The following is a 24,568-nucleotide window of genomic DNA, read 5'->3' on the forward strand; positions in this document are numbered from 1 at the left end:
GAGTGAACATTTATGAAAAAAAATATGGATACAATTGTTCAATTAGCGAAGCACAGAGGTTTCGTTTTCCCAGGTAGTGAAATCTACGGTGGTTTAGCAAACACATGGGATTACGGTCCATTAGGTGTCGAATTAAAAAACAACATTAAAAAAGCATGGTGGAAAAAATTCATTACACAATCACCTTATAATGTTGGTTTAGATGCGGCAATTTTAATGAACCCAAAAACTTGGGAAGCTTCTGGTCATATCGGTAACTTTAATGACCCTATGATTGATAACAAAGATAGTAAGATTCGTTACCGCGCTGACAAACTTATCGAAGACTACATGGCAAATGTTAAAGGTGATGAAAACTTTATCGCTGATGGCCTTAGCTTTGATGAAATGAAACGTATCATTGAAGAAGAGGGAATCACTTGTCCTGTAAGTGGTACAGCAAATTGGACGGACATTCGTCAATTCAACTTGATGTTCAAAACATTCCAAGGTGTAACTGAAGACTCTACAAACGAAATCTTCATGCGTCCGGAAACAGCACAAGGTATTTTTGTTAACTACAAAAATGTACAACGTTCAATGAGAAAGAAATTACCATTTGGTATCGGTCAAATCGGTAAATCATTCCGTAATGAAATCACACCAGGTAACTTCATTTTCCGTACGAGAGAATTCGAACAAATGGAATTAGAATTCTTCTGTAAACCAGGTACAGAAATCGAGTGGCAAAGCTATTGGAAAGAATTTGCAGAAAAATGGTTGAAAGACTTAGGATTACAAGATGAAAATCTTCGTCTTCGTGATCATGATGAAGATGAATTATCACACTATTCGAATGCGACAACTGATATCGAATTCCGCTTCCCATTTGGCTGGGGTGAATTATGGGGTATCGCAAGTCGTACAGATTATGACTTAAAACAACATAGTGAACACTCTGGTGATGACTTCAAATATCACGATCCAGAAACGAATGAAAAATACATTCCATACTGTATTGAACCATCATTGGGTGCAGATCGTGTAACATTAGCATTCTTATGTGATGCATACGACGAAGAAGGTGTTGAAGGAAGTAAAGATGCTCGTACAGTATTACACTTCCACCCTGCCATTGCGCCATACAAAGCAGCGATTTTACCATTGAGCAAAAAATTATCTGCTGACGCAATTAAAGTTTATGAGCAATTAAGTGAAGATTTTGTGGTTGATTTTGATGAATCACAATCAATCGGTAAACGCTACCGTCGTCAAGACGAGATTGGTACACCTTATTGTATTACATTCGATTTTGATTCACTTGAAGATCAACAAGTGACAGTACGTCATCGTGATACAATGGAACAAGAACGTATGCCAATTAGTGAATTAAACGCATTTTTAGCTGAAAAAGTTAAATTCTAATATCAATTGATAATAAAGTTTGGCCAGGTGTCTTATGAGATTGCCTGGCCATTTTTAAGCAAAAAAACATTGTATAAAGACCTGTTTATGGCTCTATACAATGTTTTTATGTTATTCAATTGTTGAATTAAATCGTCTTAGTTGATTAATTAACCGTTGACTCTTAAAGTACACACCCGAATATTCTTTGTAGATCATCAAGATGAATTGTGACATTTCTTCTACGATCTCATCATGAATGGAGATAGAGTTAATTTTTGATAACGGTAACTGTTTGAGTATCGCCATCAAATAAATGGCTTTATTTGTCAATGGCATATAATGTGGATCGAAATGTGCTGCTGACTTTGATAAAACCCCATCATATTTGAAGCTGTACCCTACAAATTCACCTGGACGATCTGAATTTTTTACAGCACAGTGTGTCAGATTAATATCAAATCCATAGTAAGTCATACATTTTAGCAGTACAATATTCGCTATTAATTGTGCGGATAGTCCTTCATCGATTTGAGTCAATGCAAACTCTAACAGTGCGTACATTTGTGCATCTACATGCTCGGTATCCATTGCACCGTCAATCGCTTCTAAACATAAGCTCGCATAACTATTTGTAAAGATATCCACACGTAACCCATAATAACTATTGATGACATCGACTGATGATAAAGTTCCCATACCACGCCATTTATTGTATATAAATAGCCCTTTTACAAATAATTGTGTGGTTGCTTGCAAACCAGATTTTACCTTTTTTGCACGGCGCACCATTAATGGCACTTTTGCACCAAATTCATTTAATACAGTAATAATCTTATCTGATTCTCCATAATCAACTGTTTTAATAATAATTCCTTTTTGTTTGATGAGCATTTATCGCCCCACCTTGTAACTATTCGTCTTCCACGTAGCCCATTTGTTTGATGAATTGTGATTTGTTACGCCAATCTTTTTGGACTTTTACCCATAAATCAAGATAGACTTTTGAACCAAGTAGATGTTCAATATCAAGTCGTGCACGCTTACCGATTTCTTTTAACTTTTTACCGCCTTTACCGATTACAATTCCTTTTTGTGAATCACGTTCTACATAGATGACCGCTTCAACATGTACACGATCTTCTGTTTCTTGAATCATACGTTCTACGTTAACGCCAATGGAATGCGGTATTTCTTCAGAAGTTGTTTGAAGTATTTTTTCACGAATAAGTTCACTGACAACGAATTGTTCAGGGTGATCTGAAATTTGGCCATCTGGATAATATTGTGGGCCTTCTGGTAGGTAACTTTTCAATACATTTAAGAAATGATCTACATTATGACCTTCTAACGCAGAGATCGGAATAATTTCCGCAAATGACATATAAGATTGATATTTTTCGATTTTAGGCATGAGTTCATCTGGATGTACTAAATCAATCTTATTTAACACTAAAAAGACAGGTGTTTTTACAGATTTTAGCATTTCCATAATATATTGATCACCACGACCAATCTCTTCATTTGCATTCACCATGAACATGACTGCATCAATTTCTGAAAGTGTGTTTTTGGCAACTTTCATCATGTAATCCCCAAGTTTATGTTTCGGTTTATGGATACCGGGTGTATCTAAGAAAATGATTTGTGCATCATCTTGTGTCATGACACCTTGAATTTTGTTACGTGTTGTCTGAGCTTTATCAGACATGATTGCAATCTTGTGTCCGATTACCCTATTTACAAATGTTGACTTTCCTACATTAGGTCGGCCGATAATCGTCACAAATCCTGATTTATATTCATTCATTATTTATTTAAATCCTTTCCTGAAAATCCGAGTGGTAATAATTCTGCAACCGTTAATGATCTCATCTCACCTTTATGGTTTGTCATGTAAACAGGCATTTCATCATCACACAATTCTTTTAAAACTTGTCGGCATGATCCACATGGTGACGAGACTTCATCACTGTCAACGGTAACTGTTATCGATTCGAAGTCCCCTGGTCGATAGCCTTGTGACATGGCAGCAACAAGTGCAGAACGTTCAGCACAAATAGTCGCTGGATACGCAGCATTTTCAATATTTGCACCATAAAAATGATGCCCATCCTTCGTAACAAGATACGCACCTACCTTGAATTCACTGTATGGTGCATAGGCGTTCTGTTGTGCTTTTCTTACTTCTTCAAAGTGTTTGTCTGTATAGGTCATATGCATTCTCTCCTTATAGTAATTTTGGTACAAATATTATCAGACCGATAATCACTGCAAGTATACAAGCAAGTAAAACGCTAAATGCGCCGATATCTTTCGCTCTTTTTGCATCAATATGATAGTCTTTTGTCACGAGATCGACAGTGTATTCTATTGCTGTATTTAAAGCTTCTGTTAGCCATACAAGTGCGATTGCTATGATGACAAATAACCATTCAAGTTTGCTAATGTGACACATGATACCAAGCACAATTGCCATTCCACCTGCTACCACATGTAAGAAGAAGTTACGATCTTTTGTTAAAAGTGTCCAACCACCTTCAAATGCATGTTTAAAACGTGCTATCATGCGTCTCTCGTTAATCCATAAGCGTTGAGTATGGCATCTTGACGTCCGAACATTTCTTTTTCATCGGCTTCTGTCATATGATCATAGCCAAGTAAATGTAAAAATCCGTGGAGAGCAAGAAATCCTAACTCACGTTCAAATGAATGGTTATACTGAGCTGCTTGCGTTTTTGCAACATCTGTACAAATGATAATATCACCTAAGACACGAGGGATTTCAGCACCTTCAAAACCTTCGAACACATCTTCATCTTCTTCAAATGCAAATGAAATGACATCCGTCACCTTATCTTTATCTCGATAATCTCGATTGATTGCTTGAATCTCTTCTTGATCGACAAAGCTCACTGATAATTCTGCAGATTCGTCTATTCCTTCTTGCTGCTTCGCAAAGGTTAATAAGCTATCAATTTGATCAATCCAAGTTTGTTCCACTAAACCTGTAAGGTCGTTGAAGTCAATCGTAAACATGTTATGCTTCCTCCTCATATCTCGTAATGATACGTCCAACAAGTGGATGACGTACGACATCTGCTTGGTCAAGATGTTGGATACTTAATCCTTTAATCCCTTTTAGACGTTGCTCAGCCTCTACAAGACCGCTTTTGACCCCTTTTGGTAAGTCAATTTGAGTTCTATCTCCTGTGACAACCATCTTAGAACCAAAACCAAGACGTGTTAAAAACATCTTCATCTGTGCTTGCGTTGTATTTTGTGCTTCATCTAGTATCACGAATGCATCATCTAGTGTTCGTCCGCGCATATATGCAAGAGGTGCGATTTCAATGACACCCCGTTCGATGAAACGTGTCGTTTGTTCAACTCCTAAAACTGTATGCAGTCCATCATATAAAGGTCTTAAATAAGGATCAACCTTTTCTTTTAAATCTCCCGGTAAAAAACCAAGAGATTCCCCAGCTTCAACGGCTGGTCTAGTGAGTACAATGCGTTTTACTTCCCCTGCACGGAGTGCCTTTGCAGCGTAAACAACAGCTAAGAATGTTTTTCCAGTCCCGGCTGGTCCAATTCCGAACACAAGGTCATGTTGTTTCATTGCATGAATATACATACGTTGCCCCATTGTTTTTGGGCGTATTGTTTTACCGTATGCATCTCTCGTAATGGCCTCATCGTATAAATCAATCAAATGGTTAATTGTTCCATTTTTAGCCATCTTTATTGCTGCTTGAACATCTTTAACAGCAATTGATTCACCTTTCTCAATGACTTTTAGTAAGTTGCGTAAAACTGACTCTGCTGCGGTCACATCGTCCACTTTTTGTCCTTTTACTGCAACTTCTTGTCCTCGTGCATGAATGATCACACCAAATGCATTTTCAACAAGCGTAATATGTTCATCGTTCGTACCGAGTAATGCTTGTGCTTGGTGAATATCATCTATCTGAATAATTTCAGGCATACAGTCTCTCCTTTACATAATTGTTGACTATAATCTAACAAATAAATGAGATAAGGTACAAATATACTCATTCATATTTTCCTATATTATATCATGATTTTACAGTTTCGTTCGGATATAAATACGATGTGTAGAAAGATCTGTATTCATAAAAAATGAGCTACAATAATCAATTGAAATCATTGTAGCTCATAATCATATTAAAGTTGTTTCGGTTTGTTCAAAATCTCCGACCAGATGATACCATTTATTACTTCATTATCGGAAAATGTCATACCTTGCGCAGACGTATTTTTAACATTCGTTGTGTCCATCAATGCCTTCAACTTGATCTGTTTCGTTCGATTAGATAGATATTGATCTTCAATGATCATTTTCGCACGGCGTTCAATTCGAGCGAGTTGCTTTTGACGTTCACGATGTAATTCATCATCAAGTTGATTCATGCGATCGGCAACCATATCATTCAAATGTTGACGTTCTTGTTCGATATCATTGCGTCTACTTGATGTCGTTGATGTCTTAGATTCTGTGCGCACGACTTCCGGTCTACTTACAGGTTTCGTAGTGTGCTTGTTAGATGTATGTTTCTCTTCAGATGCTTCCCGCTTTGATATTTCTTCCGCTGAAAAAGTATCTTCAATCTCGGCCAGTGTTTCTTGAACTTTATCAAAAAAGCCTTTATCTGGAGATTCTACGTGTTTTTTTGGACGAGGTGGTTGCTGTTTTTGACGTTTTTCATGCTGCTTATCCCCCATGGCGCTAAATAATGAAAAAGCGATTGTTATGAGGAAAATAATGAAACCCATACTCATAAGATCACCTCAATTATTGATCAGATGGTGTATTGTTTTGTTCTTGAGAGTGCTTGTTAATTGCTTCTCTCATACCAGTATCTGCTTCAATATTTTTTAGATTATAATACTCTTTCACACTGATATTGCCTGAACGTAATGCTTCTGCCATTGCAAGTGGTACTTCAGCTTCAGCTTCCACAACCTTGGCATGCATTTCTTGGACACGTGCTTTCATTTCTTGCTCTTGTGCAACAGCCATCGCACGACGTTCTTCTGCTTTGGCTTGTGCAATATTTTTATCCGCAATTGCTTGTTCTGTTTGCAAGTCTGCACCAATGTTTTTGCTAATATCAACATCAGCGATATCAATTGATAAAATTTCAAATGCAGTACCAGAGTCTAAACCTTTACTTAAAACTGTTTTAGAAATATTGTCCGGGTTTTCAAGTACTTCTGTGTGGTGCTCACTTGAACCGATTGTAGAGACAATCCCTTCACCGACACGAGCAATAATCGTATCTTCACCGGCACCACCGACTAAGCGAGAAATATTTGCTCGAACCGTAATACGTGCTTTTGCCTTCACTTCAATCCCGTTCATTGCAACACCGGCAATAAATGGTGTTTCAATAACTTTCGGGTTTACAGACATTTGAACTGCTTCTAACACGTCACGACCAGCAAGGTCAATCGCTGCACCACGTTCAAATGGTAAGTTGATGTCCGCACGTTGCGCTGCAATATTCGCATCAACAACACGGTCAACGTTACCCCCTGCCAAATAGTGTGACTCTAATTGGTTTGTTGTGATTTGTAATCCGGCTTTATGTGCCTTGATCAATGGCCCGATCACTTTTCTCGGTGATACACGACGTAAACGCATACCGACGAGTGTTGCAATACTGACTTTGACACCTGCAGCTAATGCTGAAATCCAAAGTCCAATTGGTACGAAAGAAAATAAAATCATGAGTGCAACGACAACGAGCACTGCAATAATTACTAGAGAAATCATACCTGCTGAAAACATATTGTTCCATCTCCTTTTATGAATTTGTTAATCTAACGACTACTCTTGTCCCTTCAACTTCTACTATGTCTACTTGTGAGTCTTTTAAAATAAAGGGACCTTCTGATACGGCGTCAATCCGCTCATTATTTAATAAAATAATTCCGGAAGGGCGTAAATCTGTGAGTGTCATCGCAACCTCACCTACGAGATGAGAGCGATCATTGTGCGACGTGTAGCCTGATTCTTTATTTGTTGCGTCTTTTAAAACGACATTCTCAAATAAAGAAATCGTCTTTTTGAAAATATTCACTAATATCACCCACTCAATAATAGTTAAAATTAATGCAACGAAAACATTCAATAGCATCATTGATAAGTTATCACCTATCGTGATCAAACTAAAGATGATCAGACCCATGCCGATGATACCAAGTATTGCACCAACTATAAAAAGCTCAATAATTACGAGAATAATCCCGATAATCAATAACAATAACGTAACTGCAGATACATCCCCTTGTACGATAAACCCAAGTAAAATGAGTAACAGTGATATTAACGACAAGATACCTGCAAAATTGATACGTTTAGAATACAGTTGGTAAACAAAGCCGAGAAAGATCAAGCATGTGAGAATTAATGATATCAGAGGTGACGTGAGCCAAGCACCGAATTGTTGTAATCCTCCTTGAAATGAAATCGCTCCATTTAAGATTATTGTATGTAACCCCATCTTTTTCTTAATTCACCTCGCTCTCTCTACTAAGTATACATGAATTTTCTGAGTACTTATAGTCATAGCCATAATGAAATCAAATTGGTATATTTTATAAGCTGTGGCAAAACATTGAGGAAAATAAGGCGTCTTGAATCATATAGAAAAAAAGAATCTCAAACTTTGGAACTTAACCAAAATTTGAGATTCAATATATCATTAATTTTGAATGTTGAGGGAGTTCAACACATTAATGATTATCTGAATTTACGCTTACGAGCAGCTTCAGATTTTTTCTTACGTTTTACGCTTGGTTTTTCATAGAATTCGCGCTTACGAACTTCTTGAATTGTACCGCTTTTTGACACTGAGCGCTTAAAACGACGTAATGCATCTTCTAGTGATTCGTTTTTACGGACTACTGTTTTAGACATCTGTATTTCCCTCCCTCCAAATATCAAAAAAACTTTTTTCATATTTACATAGTAACTCACCATGTATAAATTAGTATAAAATAAATCTTATTCACGGTCAATCAACAAATTTACATTTTTATGGATAACAACCATTTTTTTAAATAATTACTTTATAATTTTATGCTAGCATTTCAAATTCAGATTGATTATTTGCATGTTCAACTGTTCTTAAAAATGTACCGTAGTTGATTGGGTATCCCACTTTATCAATTTTCACCTTACAAATTTCACCTATCAGTGACACATCGCCTTCAAATTCTACTTTCATATAATTATCGGCGTATCCTACAAGTACCCCATCTTTTGCACTTTTTTCTTCTGGAATCACTTCTAAAACGTCATTTTCAAATTGAGAAGCATATGTTTTTGCAAGTTGATTGCTTAACTCAATCAGCTGATGAACACGTTCATTTTTTACTTCTTCATCAATTTGATCATCCATTCGTGCAGCAGGTGTACCAATTCTTGGTGAATACGGGAATACGTGTAACTCAGAAAACTGATGTTCCACAATGAAATCATATGTTTCTTGGAATTCTGCTTCTGTCTCACCAGGAAAACCTACAATCACATCACTTGTTACTGCAAGGCCTGGCAATGCTGCATGTAGCTTTTTAATACGTTCAGAGAAATGTGCCATTGAATATTTACGTCGCATACGTTTTAACACACTATCAGAACCTGATTGTAACGGGATATGCAAATGACGAACAACCTTCGTTGAATGTTGTAATACATCAATGACTTCGTCTGTTAATTGACTGGCTTCAATAGACGAAATACGGATACGCTCTAGACCATCAACTGTTTCTAAATCACGTAAAAGTTGCGCTAAGTTATAGTCTTTCAAGTCTTGTCCGTAGCCACCAGTATGAATACCTGTTAACACAATCTCTTTATATCCAGATTGCACAAGTTGTGTCGCTTGTTCAACAACTTTTTGAGGATCACGTGAACGCATCAGACCACGTGCCCACGGAATGATACAGAACGTACAGAAGTTATTGCATCCTTCTTGTATTTTAAGTGATGCACGTGTTCTGTCTGTGAAATATGGGACATCCAATTCTTCATACGTTCGGTTTTTCATAATATTGCTTACACCGTTAATTGGTTGTCTCTCTTTTTGATATTCATCGATATAACCTAACAATTTATGGCGGTCTTGTGTACCTACAACAATATCAACGCCTGGAATTTCCATGATTTCAGCAGAAGATGTCTGTGCGTAACAACCTGTAACACAAACCACTGCTTCAGGATTTTGTCGTATGGCTCTACGAATCACCTGACGACTTTTTTTATCACCTGTATTTGTAACTGTACACGTGTTGATCACAAATACATCTGCGTTTTGTTCAAAATCAACACGTTCGTAGTCAGCTTCTTTAAATAATTGCCAAATTGCTTCTGTCTCATAATGGTTTACTTTACACCCTAAAGTATGAAAGGCAACTGTTGACATGACTTCACCTCATTAATTCTATTTCGTAACTAATGGCACTTAACGCATAAAGTGCTGCTGTTTCAGCGCGAAGAATTCTTGGTCCAAGCCCAACGATGTGTGCGTGTGGTTCAAACAATGCAACTTCTCCTTCGCTAAAGCCACCTTCAGGCCCAAACAAAAGAAGTACTTTATCGTTTGGTTTTAGTTGTGTGAGTGTCTTTTTAAACTGAGATGACTCACCTTTTTTTGCCTGTTCTTCGTATGCCATTAGAATATAATCATATTCACTAATCATATCATATACATATTTTAAATTCGAGCAATATTTTATGTTTGGAATGCGTTGTCGATAACTTTGTTCAGCAGCTTCTTTGATAATTTTTGACCAACGTTCCAGCTTTTTATTCGCTTTTTGATCATTCAACTTTACAACTGAACGATCCATTTGAACAGCGATAAAATCATTTACGCCAAGTTCTGTCGCCTTTTGTAACAGCCATTCATATTTATCTGACTTGATCAACCCACTTGCAATCGTCAATGAAACAGGCATTTCACTATGAATTTCAAGTCGCTCTATTGTTTCAACTTCTATTGCTTTCTGCTCGGCATGAATAATTGTTGCTTTAAAAGTTTGTTGATTGTCAAAGTTGATAATGATTGTGTCGCCTTCTGTATAGCGCATTACTTTTAACATATGATGAATATCATCTTTATTTGTGATAAAAAAACGCTGATGGCACTCAGCGTTTTCATTTAGGAAATAACGTTGCATAATTATTCCACCTTCTGTCCTGTGATACAAACCCAACCATTATCATGTTGTACATCAACAATGTTATAACCAACCGCCTTCATTTGAGATTGGATTGACTCACTTTTCTCTTCAATAATTCCAGATGTAATAAAGTAACCAGATGGGTTTAATCGTTTGTAACTATCTTCAATCATCAACTCGATAATGTGTGGCAAAATATTCGCAATCACAACATCATATTGTGCCGTTTCATTCGTCAACAGGTTTCCAGTTGCTGTTTCAATCGCATCAGCACAACCATTTTTCTCAAAATTATCACGCGCAACTTTTACCGCCATTTCATCTAAGTCAATTGCTTTTACTGATTGTGCACCCATCAGATGTGATGCAATACTTAGAATGCCTGAACCAGTCCCAACATCGATAACATTGTGTTGAGGTTGAACGACACGTTCAATCGCCTTTAAGCAAAGACTTGTTGTCGGGTGATCACCTGTACCAAAAGCCATTCCTGGATCTAATTCGATATATAAGAAGTCGTCAGCCTGATCGATAGTCTCCCAGCTAGGTACAATAAAGAACCTGTCAGATGCTCGAAATGGATGGAAATAGTTTTTCCATTCATTTTCCCAATCTGATTCTTCAATCACCTTTGTGGATATTTGTAAAATATGCGAATCAACTTCATCAATTGACAATAGCTTTTCTTTTAAGCGTTCAACAAAAGCCTGATCGACTTGCATTTCTGTATAGTAACCTTTAATCACCATGTGCGTTTCTGGATAATCGGCTGGATCTAAGACAAATATTTCACCATATTTGTCTTCTCTAACTTTTCCGATTTCATTCGAGTCTTCAATGGCAACACCATTCGAACCGATATCTTGCAACAAATTAGAAACGATGGATTCAGCGTCTTCATTTACAGTTACAGATAATTCTATCCAATTCATCACATTAATCTCCCTTAAAGAAACGACGTGCTTTATCTTTGAAATTACTTGGTTGTTCGTTTATTTCATCGCCACTTTCTTCAGCGAATGCTTTCAATAATTCTTTTTGACGCTCAGTTAATTTGGTTGGTGTGTGAACTTTGATATTGATGAATAAGTCACCGTAACCATAACCATGAACGTTTTTAACACCTTTCCCTTTTAAACGGAATTGTTTGCCTGATTGTGTACCCGCTGGAATCGTTAAAATTCCTTGTCCGTTTAGAGTAGGAATTTTAATCTCATCACCAAGTGCCGCCTGTGCAAAACTGATAGAATGTTGATAATACACATCGTCACCATCACGTGTAAATTTATCAGATGGTTGCACACGGAAAACAACATATAAGTCACCGGCAGGGCCGCCATTTTCACCAGGAGATCCTTGTCCAGAAAGGCGAATTTGTTGATCATTGTCTACACCTTCAGGCACAGTAACTTCAAGTTTTACTGTTTTAACTTCTGTTCCTTTACCGTGACATGTTGGACAAGGTTCTTCAAACTCTTGTCCAGTTCCGTTACATTCAGGACAAACTTGTTGCGTACGCACACGACCTAAAATAGTATTTTGTTCTACTGACACATGTCCAGTCCCGTTACAGTAACTACATGTGTGCTTTTTCGTGCCTGGCTTTGCACCTTCTCCGTCACATGTATGACATACGACTTCTTTTCTGACTGAAATTTCTTTTTTTGTACCAAAGATCGCTTCTTCAAAAGTTACTGTCATTGTGTATTGAAGATCGTCACCTTTTCTCGGTGCGTTCGGATCACGTTGACGCTGTGCACCGCCGAAGAATGAACTGAAAATATCTTCAAAACCGCCGCCACCAAATCCTGAGAAGTCTTGGCCGCCAAACCCACCTTGACCAAAGCCACCTTGTGGACCGGCATGTCCAAACTGATCATAGTTTGCACGCTTATTTTCATCACTCAGTACTTCATAAGCTTCGCTGATTTCTTTAAATTTTTCATCCGCGCCTTCTTCTTTATTAATATCTGGATGATACTTTTTTGACAGCTTACGATAAGCACGCTTTATTTCATCTTTCGAAGCACTCTTCGAAATGCCAAGGACTTCATAATAGTCTCTTTTTGCCAATGCAATCTCTCCTTTTCGTTAATAAATATCATGAAAGTAAAAGGGGCTGGGACGATGATTGTCCTAGCCCCTTTGAGCGACTGATACCAGTCAATCTATTTATTGTGATCTATTATTTTTGATCGTCGTCATTTACTTCTTTAAATTCAGCATCTTGTACTGTATCGTCTTGTTGTGTAGCACCGCCTTGAGCTTGTTGTGCTTGCTGTGCTTGTTCGTAAATCTTCATAGATAATTGTTGAATCACTTGTTCTAGTGCTTCTTTTTTCTCTTTAATCGCATCAATATCGTCACCTTCAAGTGCTGACTTCAATGCTTCTTTTTTGTCTTCTGCTTCTTTTTTATCGTCTTCAGTAACATTTTCACCTAAGTCAGTTAATGTTTTGTCAACTTGGAAGACAAGTTGATCAGCTTCGTTACGTAAGTCTACTTCTTCACGACGTTTTTTATCAGCTTCAGCATTTTGCTCAGCATCTTTCACCATGCGATCGATTTCTTCGTCAGATAGTGCAGATGAAGATTCGATTGTAATGTTTTGTTCTTTGTTTGTACCTAAATCTTTTGCAGTTACGTTTACAATACCGTTTTTATCGATATCGAATGTTACTTCGATTTGTGGTACCCCACGTGGTGCTGGTGGAATATCAGTTAATTGGAAACGGCCTAATGTTTTGTTATCTGATGCCATTGGACGTTCACCTTGAAGAACATGGATATCAACGGCTGGTTGGTTATCAGCTGCAGTTGAATATACTTGTGACTTAGATGTTGGGATTGTTGTATTACGTTCGATTAACGTATTCATACGTCCACCCATAATTTCGATACCTAATGATAATGGTGTAACGTCTAGAAGTACAACATCTTTAACGTCACCAGTGATAACGCCACCTTGAATTGCAGCACCCATTGCGACTACTTCATCTGGGTTTACACCTTTATTTGGTTCTTTGCCAATTTCTTTTTTGATTGCTTCTTGTACGGCTGGAATACGTGTTGATCCACCAACTAAGATTACTTCGTCGATATCAGAATTTGATAAACCAGCATCTTTCATCGCTTGACGTGTTGGAGTCATTGTTTTTTGTACAAGTTTGTCTGCTAATTCTTCAAATTTAGCGCGTGTTAGTGTTGTTTCTAAGTGTAAAGGTCCTGCAGCACCCGCTGAGATGAATGGTAATGAAATTTGTGTTGAAGAAACACCTGATAAATCTTTTTTCGCTTTTTCAGCTGCATCTTTTAAACGTTGTAATGCCATTTTATCTTGTGATAAATCTACACCGTTTTCAGATTTGAATTCATTTACTAGGTAATCGATGATAACTTGGTCAAAGTCATCTCCACCTAATTTGTTGTCACCTGCAGTTGCTAATACTTCGAATACACCGTCACCTAATTCAAGAATTGAGACGTCGAAAGTACCACCACCAAGGTCGAATACTAATACTTTTTCTTCTTTGTCGGTTTTATCTAAACCATATGCTAATGCAGCAGCTGTTGGTTCGTTAATAATACGCTCTACTTCTAATCCAGCAATTTTACCAGCATCTTTAGTAGCTTGACGTTCACTGTCATTGAAGTAAGCTGGAACTGTGATAACTGCTTTTTCAACTTTTTCACCTAGATAGCTTTCAGCAGTATTTTTTAGGTTTTGTAAAATCATCGCTGAAATCTCTTGTGGTGTATAATCTTTACCTTCAATGTTTTCTTTGTAGTCAGTTCCCATATGACGTTTAATAGATTGAATTGTATTTGGGTTTGTGATAGCTTGACGTTTTGCCACTTCACCTACTTGTGTTTCTCCATTTTTGAACGAAACAACAGATGGCGTTGTTCTCGCACCTTCAGGATTTTGAATTACTTTAGGTTCGTCACCTTCTAATACTGATACACAAGAGTTTGTTGTTCCTAAGTCAATACCAATTACTTTACTCATAATCAAATTCCTCCTAATTTACAAACAATGTTATTTTACATAAATGATTGATTTTCGTCAAAAATTATTGATTTACTTTAACCATTGATGCGCGTAATACGCGATCTTTTAACTTGTAGCCTGATTGTAATTCTTCAGTAACTGCACCTGATTCAAATTCAGGGTTATCATCTTGGATGACAGCTTGATGATAATTTGGATCGAATTGTTCGCCTTCCGCTTGAATGCGTTCCAATCCATTGTCTTCAAGTGCTTTGATAAGGCTGTCATAAACCATTTGAACACCTTTTTTTAGTGCAACAAATGATTCATCATCACCTTCTATTTGTAGTGCTCTTTCAATATTATCAAGCGTTGGTAAAACATCTGTTAATACTGATTGCGCACGGTACGTTTTTTGAATATCTGCTTCGTTTTGAATACGACGTTTATAATTTTCAAATTCTGCGTATAATCTTAAATATTTTTCTTGAGAAGCATCGACTTCTGCTTGCAATGATTCAAGTTGCTGTTCTAATGTTGGTTCAGTTGAATCTTCAACGTTCTCTTCATTAACAGCTTCTTGTTCGACATTTTCTTCCGATTCAGTTGCGTTAAAGTCAACTGTTTCTTCAGTTGTCTCTTTTTGTGTTTCTTCTTCTCTTGACGCTTTATCTTCTGACATTTCTAAACCTCCATCAGAGCTGAGACATAATGACTTTGTATGCATCATTTGATTGCGCTCGAATCCTAAGCACTTTTGTCTCTATCTCTTGAATTGTTTTATCTTGTTTGACTAAGCAATTGTATCACATTTTGATAGCGCATTGCTGTTGGGCCAACTATCGCAATATGACCTTCTATTTGATTCGCTAAAGCATAAGGTCGGGTCACAATCGCAATTCCTTCTAAGTTCTGATCTATCTCAGAACCAATACTAATATGAATCGGCGCATCTGACATTTGGTCAATCAATTGAGTGATTTTTCCAGACTCCACATACTTCAATATAGGTTGAATTGAAGTCACTGTACTTTCATTCAATCGTTCGATTAATTGATGTTTACCGCCCAAATAAATACGTGATGTTTCAGAATCGAGGTGTTTCTTTATTAGAAAGTACACCTGTAACAATATCGCCACTTCATGATCACTAAAACCCATCAATCGGTATGCATCTATTTGATACTTTCCGTTATTCAAAAAACTACTAAGATTACTCGAAATAAAATTAGATAATTTAATAACGGTCGTATCATCAACTGTTATCGTTGATGATAAATGCAAATGCTTTACATGACCCGTTTGATAGATCAGTACGACAATTAAATGTTTGTCATTGATTTTCATCAAGTGGACATTAAGAATTGAAGCCTTAGTATGATCTGGACCAACTACTATCGTCGTGTAATGCGTTTGATCAGAAAACAACTGTGCCAAACGATTCAATGTAGTTGAAATATCATAATGATTCTCACTAAACAAAGTATTAAGATTTAATTTGTTTGGATGCTCTTCCACATCTTCATGTTCCAGCAGCTGATCTACATAAAGACGAAAGCCTGCTTCAGAAGGTATTCGACCGGATGATGAATGTGTCTTTTCAATCAGGTGGTTTTCTTCTAGCATTTTCATCTCATTTCTAATTGTTGCTGGACTAACTTTGACGTTATGTCGCTTAATTAATGTGGTAGAACCAATAGGTTGGCCTAATTCAACATAATCTTCAACAATTGCATTTAAAATACTAATTTGCCTTTGTGTAATCATGTTTCCACCTCATTAGCACTCCTTTATCTCAAGTGCTAATTATAATTTATCAGAAAGGTCAAAGTAAGTCAATGTTAAAGCTCTTAAATCTCAAATTTCTATTTGTCACTTGATAAATGTCTCAAAGACGTAATTTCCAATCACTCTACCTTCATCTGTTAAAGCTACATGCGTCTCTGTTTGACGGATTAACTGTTTACGACCTAATTGCTGTAACTCATCATGATAATAATCAGTGAGTTGGATACCATATTTTTCAAAGAATACTTCCTTATTTACGCCTTCATTCATACGCAATCCTAAAAACATCTCTTCTTCCATTTTCTCTTGCATCGTCAAAACATCTTTTGTTCGTATCGGCTTTTTATTTTGACGAATTTGTTCAATGTAGTGTTGTACAGGATTGATATTTGAATATCTCACACCATCTACATAACCGCTTGCACCCGCACCGAAACCAAAATAAGGTTCATTTTTCCAATACACTTTATTGTGTGTCGAGGCATGGTTGACTTTTGCAAAATTAGAAATTTCATATTGATGTAATCCATTTTCTGCTAACTTTTTAATCATATAATGATACATTTCAGCACCCAGATCTTCATCTGGTTCATTTAATTCCCCACGTTGATATAGATTGTAAAACTGTGTCTGCTTCTCTAAAATCAGTCCGTAGCTTGATATATGGTCAACATTGAGAGCAATTGCCTCATCTAAACTTTCTTCAAATTGTGCCATCGTTTGACCTGGAAGCTGATACATCAGGTCAATACTAATAGATGGAATACCGTGTTTTCTAGCATTATGAACGGCCGTATAAATGTCTTCACGCCGATGACTACGACCTAATATTTTTAATAATGCTTCATCAAAAGTTTGAACACCTAATGATAATCGATTGACACCATATTTTTTCAAAAGTGCTACTTTTTCCTCAGTCAGTTCGTCTGGGTTGGCCTCGAATGTATATTCACCGCTGATATCAAATTGTTCTTGAATAGCAATCAATAAGCGCTCCAATTGCTCTTCAGATAAAGCAGTCGGTGTTCCCCCACCAACAAACATTGTTGACAAAGGTCGCTTACCAACCCATGACATTTCTGTTATTAAACACGTCAAATAGTCATCGACCGGCTGATGTTGTATAAAATATTTATTAAAATCACAATAGGTACATATTTTCACACAGAAAGGAATATGGATATAAGCACTTTTAACGTCTTGCATATGTTCTCCTCCTACGAAATAAACTCCCAAGTCACAATGTCATTCAAGTGACTGAGAGCTATATAATATTTATTCGTCATCCATTTTAAGAACTGCTAAAAAGGCATCTTGTGGAATTTCAACACTACCAACAGCCTTCATCTTTGCTTTACCGGCTTTTTGTTTTTCAAGTAATTTACGTTTACGGCTAATATCGCCACCGTAGCATTTTGAAAGGACGTTTTTACCCATTGATTTGATATTCGTACGGGCAACAATTTTTTGTCCGATTGCAGCTTGAACGGGTACTTCGAACTGTTGTCTTGGAATAAGTGTTTTTAACTTTTCGACAAGCACACGACCACGCTCATATGCAAAGTCACGATGCACAATAAAACTTAATGCATCAACTTTATCACCATTTAATAAAATATCCATCTTAACGAGATTACTTTCTTTATTCTCGATAAATTCATAGTCGAATGACGCATAACCTTTCGTGTTTGATTTCAATTGATCAAAGAAATCAAATACGACTTCTGATAATGGCAATTCGTAAACGATACTTACACGAATATCATCTAAATAGTCCATCGTAATGAATTGACCACGTTTACGTTGGCATAACTCCATGACAGCCCCTACGTAATCATTTGGTACCATCATTGTCGCGCGAACATATGGTTCGAATACTTTTTCAATTTGGTCACGATCAGGCATTTGTGCTGGGTTATCAACTTTTATGGACTCGCCATTTCTTAACACAACTGTGTAAATAACTGATGGTGCAGTAGCAATTAATTCAATACCGAACTCACGTTCAATTCGTTCTTGAATAATTTCCATGTGCAGCATCCCTAAAAATCCTGTACGGTATCCAAATCCAAGTGCTTTTGAAGATTCTGGTTCAAATTCAAGTGAGGCATCATTTAATTGTAATTTTTCTAATGCTTCACGCAAGTCATTGTAATCTTTATTGTCAATTGGGAAAAGACCACAATATACCATTGGATTCATCTTCTTATAACCTTGTAATGGCTCACTTGCTGGATTGTCTTCGTGCGTAATCGTATCCCCAACACGAGAGTCATCTACATTTTTAATACTTGCGATAATGTATCCAACATCTCCGACCGTTAGTTCATCAACAGGTAATTGCTTAGGTGTATTAATCCCCACTTCTGTAACTTCAAAGCTTTTGCCTGTTGCCATCATTTTAATGCGGTCTCCCGCCTTAACAACACCATCTACTACACGAATAGATGATACGACACCACGATACGGATCATATTCAGAGTCAAAAATTAACGCTTTGAGTGGTGCAGATGGATCGCCGTCTGGTGCTGGAACAATTTCAACGATCTTCTCCAAAATTTCATCGATACCTATATTAGACTTGGCACTGGCTAACACAGCATCATCTTTGTCGAGACCGATAACATCTTCTACTTCTTGTTTTACGCGCTCTGGTTCAGCAGCTGGTAAGTCGATCTTGTTAATAACAGGGATCAACTCAAGATCGTTATCCAACGCAAGATATACGTTTGCTAATGTTTGTGCTTCAATACCTTGTGCAGCGTCAACGACAAGAATTGCCCCTTCACATGCAGCGAGTGAGCGTGACACTTCGTATGTAAAGTCGACATGTCCTGGTGTATCGATCAGATGAAATGTATAAGTTTCGCCGTCTTTTGCTTCATATTTTAGACGAACCGCATTCAATTTGATTGTAATACCACGTTCACGTTCCAGATCCATAGAATCTAACAGTTGCGCCTGCATTTCACGTGATTCAACAGATTTTGTGTTTTCTAAAATTCGATCTGCTAATGTTGACTTACCATGGTCAATGTGGGCAATGATCGAAAAGTTTCTAATATTTTTACGTCTTGTTAAACGCTCATTATTGTTCATAACATCCTGCTCGCTTTCATCATATTCCCGATTTATAAACTCTTACATCTTTGCTATGATAACGTTTTTAGGCTACAATTGCAACTAGATGAAGTAGCATTTTGAAATAACCTTGTCATTATAAAATTAAAAAATAAGATTAACTGTATAATTAATGATTGCACATTGTGTACACATTTGATAGAATAAATTCTGTTGTAATCAAAGTTATTTTGATACCAAGTTGATTCTAGGAGGTGTCTTTCATGCCAAACATTAAATCTGCTATTAAACGTGTAAAAACAACGCAAGTAGCTGAGAGCCAAAACATTTCACAAAAAAATGATATGCGTTCTGCAGTGAAAAACGCAAAAAAAGCAATTGAAACTAATGCTGACAATAAACAAGAATTAGTAAGCAAAGCAATCAAACGTATTGATAAAGCTGCGCAAAAGAATTTAATTCATTCTAACAAAGCTGATAGAATGAAATCTAAATTAATGTCAGCAAAATAATTTCATAGTGTCTTCACTATGTCTCACCGTATTTCGTGTTGAATGTTTCAATATGAAATACGGTTTTTTCATTTTAATAAAAGGATGAGATACGAAAACATCGCACACTCACCCTTTTGCATCTATAAACTTAAAATAAATAATTCTAAAATAAGAACTTTATCCATATATGACGACTTTAGTTTATAATCCGTTTCAGCACAAGCATCAATAATCTCTAACAATTGATGTAACTGATATTTTCTGCATTGTTGTAATGCAAGCTTTACTCGATATGGATGCACGCCAACAGTTTTTGCAATCTGCTGCTGCGAATACCCTTTTTGACTCAAAATCAGAGATTGATAATACAAGCGATAATTGCTCGTTATCAAAGCTAGTAACTTTATCGGTTCTTCTTTTAACTGGATTAAATCTTTCATGAGTTGTATGGCACGATCTTTTTGGCCTTTTTGTATGTATTCCGTTAACAAAAAGACATTTTGCTCAAGACTTCTATTCACAATAGTTTGTACATCTTTTTTAGTAATTGTCGGCTGGTCACCAATAAATAAAACAATTTTTTCCAGTTCTTGTTGAACGATACGATAATGTATACCTGTCAGTCCAATTAACGTATCTAATGCATCTTGTTTAATATCTTTAAATTGCTCATGTAATTCTTTTTGAATCCATGTTTTCATCTCTTGTTCTGTAAACTGCTCAACTTTTTTCAGTGATGCATACTTTTTAAGCTGTTTTACAACCTTCTTTCGTTCATCCAACTTAACAGCATTCACTTGAAATACGATAAGTGTTTGTCCATCATAGTTTTCAAGAAATCGGATAAACCCTTCTAAGTTCGGTTGCTTTTCTTTAGCTACTTTCTCCCCAGTAAAGATATAACTGTTTTGTACCAAGACAACTTTTTTATCTGAAAAGAAAGGCATTGTCATTGCTTCTTCCATAATTGTATTCAACTCTGTTTCATATAAATTATATTTCACAAAGTTAAAGTCATCTTTTGGTTCCTTTTCTAGGTATGTTTCAATGAGTCGATCACTCTCTTTATCGACAAGTTCTGGTACTTCGCCATATACAGCATGCAAATACGACATGTACTTCTCCCTTTCAAAATCAATGTATTTGTATTATAGCATGATTTGGTTCGTTGTTCTTTCTAATTCATACCAGTTGTCATGTGTGAAATTGTGTAACCATGTGCAAAACTTTCATCAAATGTCACAACAATATGATGCAACTCTGCAGTGCTATAAATAGGGATATGAAGTGAATGATATCGGTCGATAATCACTGGACTCGGTAAATGATACATGTTGTGTTTTGCAACAGAAACAATTGCATGAGTAGGTTTTATTACGTTGAGAAATGCCGTTGAACTACTTGTTTTACTACCGTGATGCCCTACTTTTAAAATATCTATCTTCGGTAATGCAAATGCATTCATTAACTGTTCTTCATTATTAACTGTCGCATCTCCCATTAACAATAATTTGTTCTGATTAATGTTCACGAATGTCACAATAGAATGTTCATTCGGGTCTTCACTTTGTCCAATATCACTATTTAAAAACTGGAACGAAAATGCGCCCAGATTTAAATGTTGAAGCTGATGAGAGTCCCATAATGTAGCCTGTTCATCTTGTACAACATGACGTACTAATTTCAAATTCAAAGAATCAAAATGATTGGGATTGATAACGATATTGGAAATTGCAACACGTTGCGCAAGATGATTGATTTCACCCATATGATCTGCATGCGCATGTGTAATAATCAAATAATCTATCGTACCAATGCCCCGTTCTTTGAGATAAGGGAAAAGTTTTCGGTCAGTAATGGATGCTTTATTCATCTGCCGTTTAGTTTCAAGTGCACCCCCGGTATCAATGAGTAAAGTTTCCCCTGTTTTGGCTTCAAATAAAATGGCATCCCCTTGACCAACATCTATAACTGTCATCCGATTTTCAAGATGAGGATGACAAAGTTGCGTGACACAGATAAAAGTTGCAATCCAGAAACATAAAATTTTCAATTTCTTTTTTGCTAACAAATAAGAAGCGATGAAAATAAAGAAAATGCATAATGCATAGCCTAATTCTCCAAATGAAGGAATGATTAATTTCCAAAGAATGAGTGGTTTTAAACAAAAAGACAAAAACTGATGAATGTTAAACAATAAGTAAAATGGGAATTTCAATATTGATAAAAGTGAAGGAATAAGTAAAGCGAATACAGTAACTAGAAAAGATAATGGAATTATTGTAAGTCCATAAAGTGGGATAAAAAAGAGATTCGATATTAGTCCTATCCATTGAAATTCATTAAAGTATGAATAACTGATAGATGCTGTACCGAGAACAGCTATAAAGCTTGTTATGAAAGTAGCGCGTAGAAATGGTTGTTGTATATATGTGTCACGAAGCATAATCAGTAAAAAACAAATAACATAAGAAAACTGAAACCCTAAATGTGCATGGATAGTTGGCTGGTAAGTAGATAAGATAATATATGAGAGCAATAAGATAAGTAAAGTATGTTGCTGAATATAACGTGCCAGCAATATTGCAAGAAAGGCCATTGTGACAGCCCTTTGTGCACTAGGACTATTTCCGGAAAAAACTAAAAATAGAGGGAGTATGAGTAGAATACATACTTGAGTGAAATAAAGAGGCATCGGACAACGTTTACCGATCATATAAAGTAATCCTGTCATTATGGCAACATGCGTCCCACTCACTGCAAATAAATGAGAAATGCCAAGATCTTTTAACAGTTGCTGTTGCAAATATGGAATATAATCTGTTGAACCGGTGACTAGTGCAATGATATATGGATAGCCCGGTAGATTGGATTGAACAAGGCGTTCAATCGCATAATTTCGGACGATTATAATACGATCTTTGAAGGTAACTTGATGTGGATAGTTACATTTTGATTGATCAAGTTCAGATACAAATAAAGAGGGAAGCGAACTGGCTTGGTCGGGATCGGGCGTCCTTATTTTGGCATCAACTATACAATCATAATACCCTATAAATTCAGTGTGGGGTTGCTTTTGGTTATCCTTATAATTTTTAAAAGTTAAATGGTACGCAATATCATGTATTGTTGCTGTTGCATGATAAAAATCTCCATTAAAAACAGGTAATGTTTCAATATGAATTATCACTTGTTGAGGTATATCAGATAATTCAGCTTGTTGTAAGGGCAGTGAAGGTGTGCATGATTCGATATAGTAACCAAACACACCTATAAAACTGGCAATTATTAACTTAAAGGATGATTGCTGTTTTATCAACATACTTATGTATAATGTAAACGCGATAAAACAAGCTGAAAAAGTATGATGATAAGCTAACTGACCGATAATATATGACAATAAAATATAAATCATTGACTATCTAAAATATAATTTGCAATGCGTTCTGGTTCAAATGGAATGTGTTCATATTTCACACCCGATTGATCAAGTAATTGTAACGCATACGCATGGTTATGATAATCCTTTGCATAATAAATCGTTTTAATACCTGCTTGAATAATTGACTTTGTGCAATTTAAACATGGGAAGTGAGTGACGTAAATTGTTGCACCTTCTGTTGATACACCTTGCTTAGCACATTGGAGTATTGCATTCATCTCTGCATGTATTGTACGAATGCAATGGCCATCTTCAAGTAGGCAGTCTTCATCGATACAGTGTACCTCACCTGCGACAGAGCCGTTATAACCACCTGCTATAATTCGATTGTCTTTAATAATAGTCGCACCAACAGATAAACGTTTACATGTTGATCGTAATGCAAGTAAATGGGCTTGTGCCATAAAATAATCATGCCATTTGATTCTTTCCATCTAATATCTCCTCTCAATCATTTTTTTAGTTAAATTGATTTTAACATCAAAGTTACACATGCTCCAATCATACTGTAAAATAGGTACTCAAGTTCTCATAGGTTTTGTCGCCAATCCCTTTCACTTCTTTCAATTGTTCTACTGATTGAAATTGACCTTTTTCTTCACGATATGACAAAATGGCTTGCGCTTTTGCCGGACCAATTCCCGGTACATTCGTTAAATCACTTAGTTGTGCAGTATTTAAATTCACGGGCTGATTGTCAGTTGATGAAGGCCTATCATTAGATGCGACAACAGCTTTAGGTTGTTCTCCCTTCTTAGGAATGTACAACATTTTTTGATCAGTCAGTTTTTCTGCAAGATTGATTTGAGATAGATCTGAGTTTGGCAAGATACCCGCTTTATCGAGTAATTGTTTTATGCGATCATCAGACATCATCTGATAAGTATTCGGTCGCTTAACGGCACCTTTAATATCGACGACAATTGGAATAGGTTGTTGCTGATTATTCTGCATTTTATTATGATCATGCGTTGATTTCCCCGTTTCAAATGATGCATTCTGTTGCAAAGGTAAGGGATTGGCAACTGGTTCTGGTTCAGTTGGTGCAAATTGAACAAAAACGACTAATAAACCTACTAAAACAATGCCACTGATTACTACAAGCAATCGGTTTTTAAGACACCAAGCTTGTAATTGTGATAAAAACGACATAAGAAACCCTCCTTTGATGATATA

The 24,568-nt window shown here is 36.4% G+C and carries 25 protein-coding genes; 2 read left to right on the forward strand and 23 right to left on the reverse strand.

Annotated elements, in window-relative coordinates:
* Nucleotides 1–12 precede the first annotated feature (12 nt).
* On the forward strand, nucleotides 13–1,404 hold the full coding sequence (locus MUA51_RS05715) for a glycine--tRNA ligase (protein WP_262558298.1): 1,392 nt from the start codon (nucleotides 13–15) through the stop codon (nucleotides 1,402–1,404).
* 111 nt (nucleotides 1,405–1,515) lie between these two features.
* Here the strand turns inward: MUA51_RS05715 and recO are convergent, their stop codons facing one another.
* From recO to lepA, 19 genes are all read right to left on the reverse strand, one after another.
* A complete protein-coding gene (gene recO / locus MUA51_RS05720; protein ID WP_262558300.1) occupies nucleotides 1,516–2,277 on the reverse strand; it encodes a DNA repair protein RecO in 762 nt (253 codons plus the stop codon).
* Nucleotides 2,278–2,296: 19 nt separating this feature from the next.
* Nucleotides 2,297–3,193 (reverse strand): GTPase Era, encoded by an 897-nt coding sequence (gene era, locus MUA51_RS05725; RefSeq protein ID WP_262558301.1) that lies wholly within the window; start codon nucleotides 3,191–3,193, stop codon nucleotides 2,297–2,299.
* Nucleotides 3,193–3,600: a cytidine deaminase gene (gene cdd / locus MUA51_RS05730; RefSeq protein ID WP_262558302.1), complete on the reverse strand. Its 408-nt coding sequence runs from the start codon at nucleotides 3,598–3,600 to the stop codon at nucleotides 3,193–3,195. The genes era and cdd overlap by 1 nt, the downstream gene beginning before the upstream one ends.
* Before the next feature lie 13 nt (nucleotides 3,601–3,613).
* Complete coding sequence (locus MUA51_RS05735; RefSeq protein WP_262560875.1) at nucleotides 3,614–3,949, reverse strand: diacylglycerol kinase family protein; 336 nt, start codon at nucleotides 3,947–3,949, stop codon at nucleotides 3,614–3,616.
* Nucleotides 3,949–4,422 carry an rRNA maturation RNase YbeY gene (gene ybeY / locus MUA51_RS05740; protein ID WP_262558303.1) on the reverse strand — a complete coding sequence of 158 codons (474 nt, stop codon included), beginning with the start codon at nucleotides 4,420–4,422 and terminating at the stop codon, nucleotides 3,949–3,951. Before ybeY ends, MUA51_RS05735 begins: the two co-directional genes overlap by 1 nt.
* A gap of 1 nt (nucleotide 4,423) precedes the next feature.
* Complete coding sequence (locus MUA51_RS05745; protein WP_262558304.1) at nucleotides 4,424–5,371, reverse strand: PhoH family protein; 948 nt, start codon at nucleotides 5,369–5,371, stop codon at nucleotides 4,424–4,426.
* Nucleotides 5,372–5,571: 200 nt separating this feature from the next.
* Nucleotides 5,572–6,186, reverse strand: a complete 615-nt coding sequence (locus tag MUA51_RS05750; protein WP_262558306.1) for a hypothetical protein — start codon at nucleotides 6,184–6,186, stop codon at nucleotides 5,572–5,574.
* Between the two features lie 13 nt (nucleotides 6,187–6,199).
* A complete protein-coding gene (floA, locus tag MUA51_RS05755) occupies nucleotides 6,200–7,198 on the reverse strand; it encodes a flotillin-like protein FloA (protein WP_262558307.1) in 999 nt (332 codons plus the stop codon).
* A 16-nt stretch (nucleotides 7,199–7,214) separates the two neighbouring features.
* Nucleotides 7,215–7,913, reverse strand: a complete 699-nt coding sequence (locus MUA51_RS05760; RefSeq protein ID WP_262558308.1) for an NfeD family protein — start codon at nucleotides 7,911–7,913, stop codon at nucleotides 7,215–7,217.
* Between the two features lie 239 nt (nucleotides 7,914–8,152).
* Nucleotides 8,153–8,329: a 30S ribosomal protein S21 gene (gene rpsU / locus MUA51_RS05765; protein WP_002471046.1), complete on the reverse strand. Its 177-nt coding sequence runs from the start codon at nucleotides 8,327–8,329 to the stop codon at nucleotides 8,153–8,155.
* Between the two features lie 160 nt (nucleotides 8,330–8,489).
* Nucleotides 8,490–9,836 carry a tRNA (N(6)-L-threonylcarbamoyladenosine(37)-C(2))-methylthiotransferase MtaB gene (gene mtaB / locus MUA51_RS05770; RefSeq protein WP_262558716.1) on the reverse strand — a complete coding sequence of 449 codons (1,347 nt, stop codon included), beginning with the start codon at nucleotides 9,834–9,836 and terminating at the stop codon, nucleotides 8,490–8,492.
* A gap of 4 nt (nucleotides 9,837–9,840) precedes the next feature.
* Nucleotides 9,841–10,593, reverse strand: a complete 753-nt coding sequence (locus MUA51_RS05775; protein WP_262558717.1) for a 16S rRNA (uracil(1498)-N(3))-methyltransferase — start codon at nucleotides 10,591–10,593, stop codon at nucleotides 9,841–9,843.
* 2 nt (nucleotides 10,594–10,595) lie between these two features.
* A complete protein-coding gene (gene prmA, locus MUA51_RS05780; protein WP_262558718.1) occupies nucleotides 10,596–11,528 on the reverse strand; it encodes a 50S ribosomal protein L11 methyltransferase in 933 nt (310 codons plus the stop codon).
* 4 nt (nucleotides 11,529–11,532) lie between these two features.
* Complete coding sequence (dnaJ, locus tag MUA51_RS05785) at nucleotides 11,533–12,669, reverse strand: molecular chaperone DnaJ (RefSeq protein ID WP_262558720.1); 1,137 nt, start codon at nucleotides 12,667–12,669, stop codon at nucleotides 11,533–11,535.
* 112 nt (nucleotides 12,670–12,781) lie between these two features.
* Nucleotides 12,782–14,605, reverse strand: a complete 1,824-nt coding sequence (dnaK, locus tag MUA51_RS05790) for a molecular chaperone DnaK (RefSeq protein ID WP_262558722.1) — start codon at nucleotides 14,603–14,605, stop codon at nucleotides 12,782–12,784.
* Nucleotides 14,606–14,669: 64 nt separating this feature from the next.
* Nucleotides 14,670–15,269 (reverse strand): nucleotide exchange factor GrpE, encoded by a 600-nt coding sequence (grpE, locus tag MUA51_RS05795; protein ID WP_262558723.1) that lies wholly within the window; start codon nucleotides 15,267–15,269, stop codon nucleotides 14,670–14,672.
* Between the two features lie 98 nt (nucleotides 15,270–15,367).
* The gene (gene hrcA, locus MUA51_RS05800; RefSeq protein ID WP_262558724.1) at nucleotides 15,368–16,354 is read right to left on the reverse strand and encodes a heat-inducible transcriptional repressor HrcA; all 987 of its coding nucleotides are present in this window, start codon (nucleotides 16,352–16,354) and stop codon (nucleotides 15,368–15,370) included.
* 105 nt (nucleotides 16,355–16,459) lie between these two features.
* Nucleotides 16,460–17,581, reverse strand: a complete 1,122-nt coding sequence (gene hemW, locus MUA51_RS05805; RefSeq protein ID WP_262558725.1) for a radical SAM family heme chaperone HemW — start codon at nucleotides 17,579–17,581, stop codon at nucleotides 16,460–16,462.
* Between the two features lie 69 nt (nucleotides 17,582–17,650).
* The gene (gene lepA / locus MUA51_RS05810; protein ID WP_262558727.1) at nucleotides 17,651–19,474 is read right to left on the reverse strand and encodes a translation elongation factor 4; all 1,824 of its coding nucleotides are present in this window, start codon (nucleotides 19,472–19,474) and stop codon (nucleotides 17,651–17,653) included.
* A 245-nt stretch (nucleotides 19,475–19,719) separates the two neighbouring features.
* Here lepA and rpsT point away from each other — a divergent pair, with 245 nt between their 5' ends.
* Entirely contained in the window at nucleotides 19,720–19,968 is a 249-nt protein-coding gene (gene rpsT / locus MUA51_RS05815; protein WP_095116721.1) for a 30S ribosomal protein S20, read from the forward strand.
* 122 nt (nucleotides 19,969–20,090) lie between these two features.
* Here the strand turns inward: rpsT and holA are convergent, their stop codons facing one another.
* The 4 genes from holA to MUA51_RS05835 all read right to left on the reverse strand — a co-directional run bounded on the left by holA (nucleotide 20,091) and on the right by MUA51_RS05835 (nucleotide 24,544).
* The gene (gene holA / locus MUA51_RS05820) at nucleotides 20,091–21,065 is read right to left on the reverse strand and encodes a DNA polymerase III subunit delta (protein WP_262558729.1); all 975 of its coding nucleotides are present in this window, start codon (nucleotides 21,063–21,065) and stop codon (nucleotides 20,091–20,093) included.
* A 62-nt stretch (nucleotides 21,066–21,127) separates the two neighbouring features.
* Nucleotides 21,128–23,272 (reverse strand): DNA internalization-related competence protein ComEC/Rec2, encoded by a 2,145-nt coding sequence (locus tag MUA51_RS05825; protein ID WP_262558731.1) that lies wholly within the window; start codon nucleotides 23,270–23,272, stop codon nucleotides 21,128–21,130.
* Between the two features lie 89 nt (nucleotides 23,273–23,361).
* Complete coding sequence (locus tag MUA51_RS05830) at nucleotides 23,362–23,826, reverse strand: ComE operon protein 2 (RefSeq protein WP_262558733.1); 465 nt, start codon at nucleotides 23,824–23,826, stop codon at nucleotides 23,362–23,364.
* Nucleotides 23,827–23,893: 67 nt separating this feature from the next.
* Nucleotides 23,894–24,544: a helix-hairpin-helix domain-containing protein gene (locus MUA51_RS05835; RefSeq protein WP_262558734.1), complete on the reverse strand. Its 651-nt coding sequence runs from the start codon at nucleotides 24,542–24,544 to the stop codon at nucleotides 23,894–23,896.
* Nucleotides 24,545–24,568 lie beyond the last annotated feature (24 nt).

It is taken from the genome of Staphylococcus sp. IVB6214 (assembly GCF_025558585.1).
Lineage (GTDB): Bacteria > Bacillota > Bacilli > Staphylococcales > Staphylococcaceae > Staphylococcus.

What these genes read in the sequence shown, in the direction of transcription:
- cdd (WP_262558302.1), bottom strand. Translation starts at nt 3,600, where the DNA reads ATGACCTATACAGACAAACACTTTGAAGAAGTAAGAAAAGCACAACAG.
- floA (WP_262558307.1), bottom strand. Translation starts at nt 7,198, where the DNA reads ATGTTTTCAGCAGGTATGATTTCTCTAGTAATTATTGCAGTGCTCGTT.
- rpsT (WP_095116721.1), top strand. Translation starts at nt 19,720, where the DNA reads ATGCCAAACATTAAATCTGCTATTAAACGTGTAAAAACAACGCAAGTA.
- lepA (WP_262558727.1), bottom strand. Translation starts at nt 19,474, where the DNA reads ATGAACAATAATGAGCGTTTAACAAGACGTAAAAATATTAGAAACTTT.
- MUA51_RS05825 (WP_262558731.1), bottom strand. Translation starts at nt 23,272, where the DNA reads ATGTTGATAAAACAGCAATCATCCTTTAAGTTAATAATTGCCAGTTTT.
- recO (WP_262558300.1), bottom strand. Translation starts at nt 2,277, where the DNA reads ATGCTCATCAAACAAAAAGGAATTATTATTAAAACAGTTGATTATGGA.
- MUA51_RS05745 (WP_262558304.1), bottom strand. Translation starts at nt 5,371, where the DNA reads ATGCCTGAAATTATTCAGATAGATGATATTCACCAAGCACAAGCATTA.
- rpsU (WP_002471046.1), bottom strand. Translation starts at nt 8,329, where the DNA reads ATGTCTAAAACAGTAGTCCGTAAAAACGAATCACTAGAAGATGCATTA.
- ybeY (WP_262558303.1), bottom strand. Translation starts at nt 4,422, where the DNA reads ATGTTTACGATTGACTTCAACGACCTTACAGGTTTAGTGGAACAAACT.
- MUA51_RS05715 (WP_262558298.1), top strand. Translation starts at nt 13, where the DNA reads ATGAAAAAAAATATGGATACAATTGTTCAATTAGCGAAGCACAGAGGT.
- hrcA (WP_262558724.1), bottom strand. Translation starts at nt 16,354, where the DNA reads ATGATTACACAAAGGCAAATTAGTATTTTAAATGCAATTGTTGAAGAT.
- holA (WP_262558729.1), bottom strand. Translation starts at nt 21,065, where the DNA reads ATGTCGTATTTGCATGCTGTATATGGCGAAGTACCAGAACTTGTCGAT.
- MUA51_RS05750 (WP_262558306.1), bottom strand. Translation starts at nt 6,186, where the DNA reads ATGAGTATGGGTTTCATTATTTTCCTCATAACAATCGCTTTTTCATTA.
- grpE (WP_262558723.1), bottom strand. Translation starts at nt 15,269, where the DNA reads ATGTCAGAAGATAAAGCGTCAAGAGAAGAAGAAACACAAAAAGAGACA.
- MUA51_RS05775 (WP_262558717.1), bottom strand. Translation starts at nt 10,593, where the DNA reads ATGCAACGTTATTTCCTAAATGAAAACGCTGAGTGCCATCAGCGTTTT.
- MUA51_RS05830 (WP_262558733.1), bottom strand. Translation starts at nt 23,826, where the DNA reads ATGGAAAGAATCAAATGGCATGATTATTTTATGGCACAAGCCCATTTA.
- prmA (WP_262558718.1), bottom strand. Translation starts at nt 11,528, where the DNA reads ATGAATTGGATAGAATTATCTGTAACTGTAAATGAAGACGCTGAATCC.
- dnaK (WP_262558722.1), bottom strand. Translation starts at nt 14,605, where the DNA reads ATGAGTAAAGTAATTGGTATTGACTTAGGAACAACAAACTCTTGTGTA.
- era (WP_262558301.1), bottom strand. Translation starts at nt 3,193, where the DNA reads ATGAATGAATATAAATCAGGATTTGTGACGATTATCGGCCGACCTAAT.
- MUA51_RS05760 (WP_262558308.1), bottom strand. Translation starts at nt 7,913, where the DNA reads ATGGGGTTACATACAATAATCTTAAATGGAGCGATTTCATTTCAAGGA.
- MUA51_RS05835 (WP_262558734.1), bottom strand. Translation starts at nt 24,544, where the DNA reads ATGTCGTTTTTATCACAATTACAAGCTTGGTGTCTTAAAAACCGATTG.
- mtaB (WP_262558716.1), bottom strand. Translation starts at nt 9,836, where the DNA reads ATGTCAACAGTTGCCTTTCATACTTTAGGGTGTAAAGTAAACCATTAT.
- hemW (WP_262558725.1), bottom strand. Translation starts at nt 17,581, where the DNA reads ATGCAAGACGTTAAAAGTGCTTATATCCATATTCCTTTCTGTGTGAAA.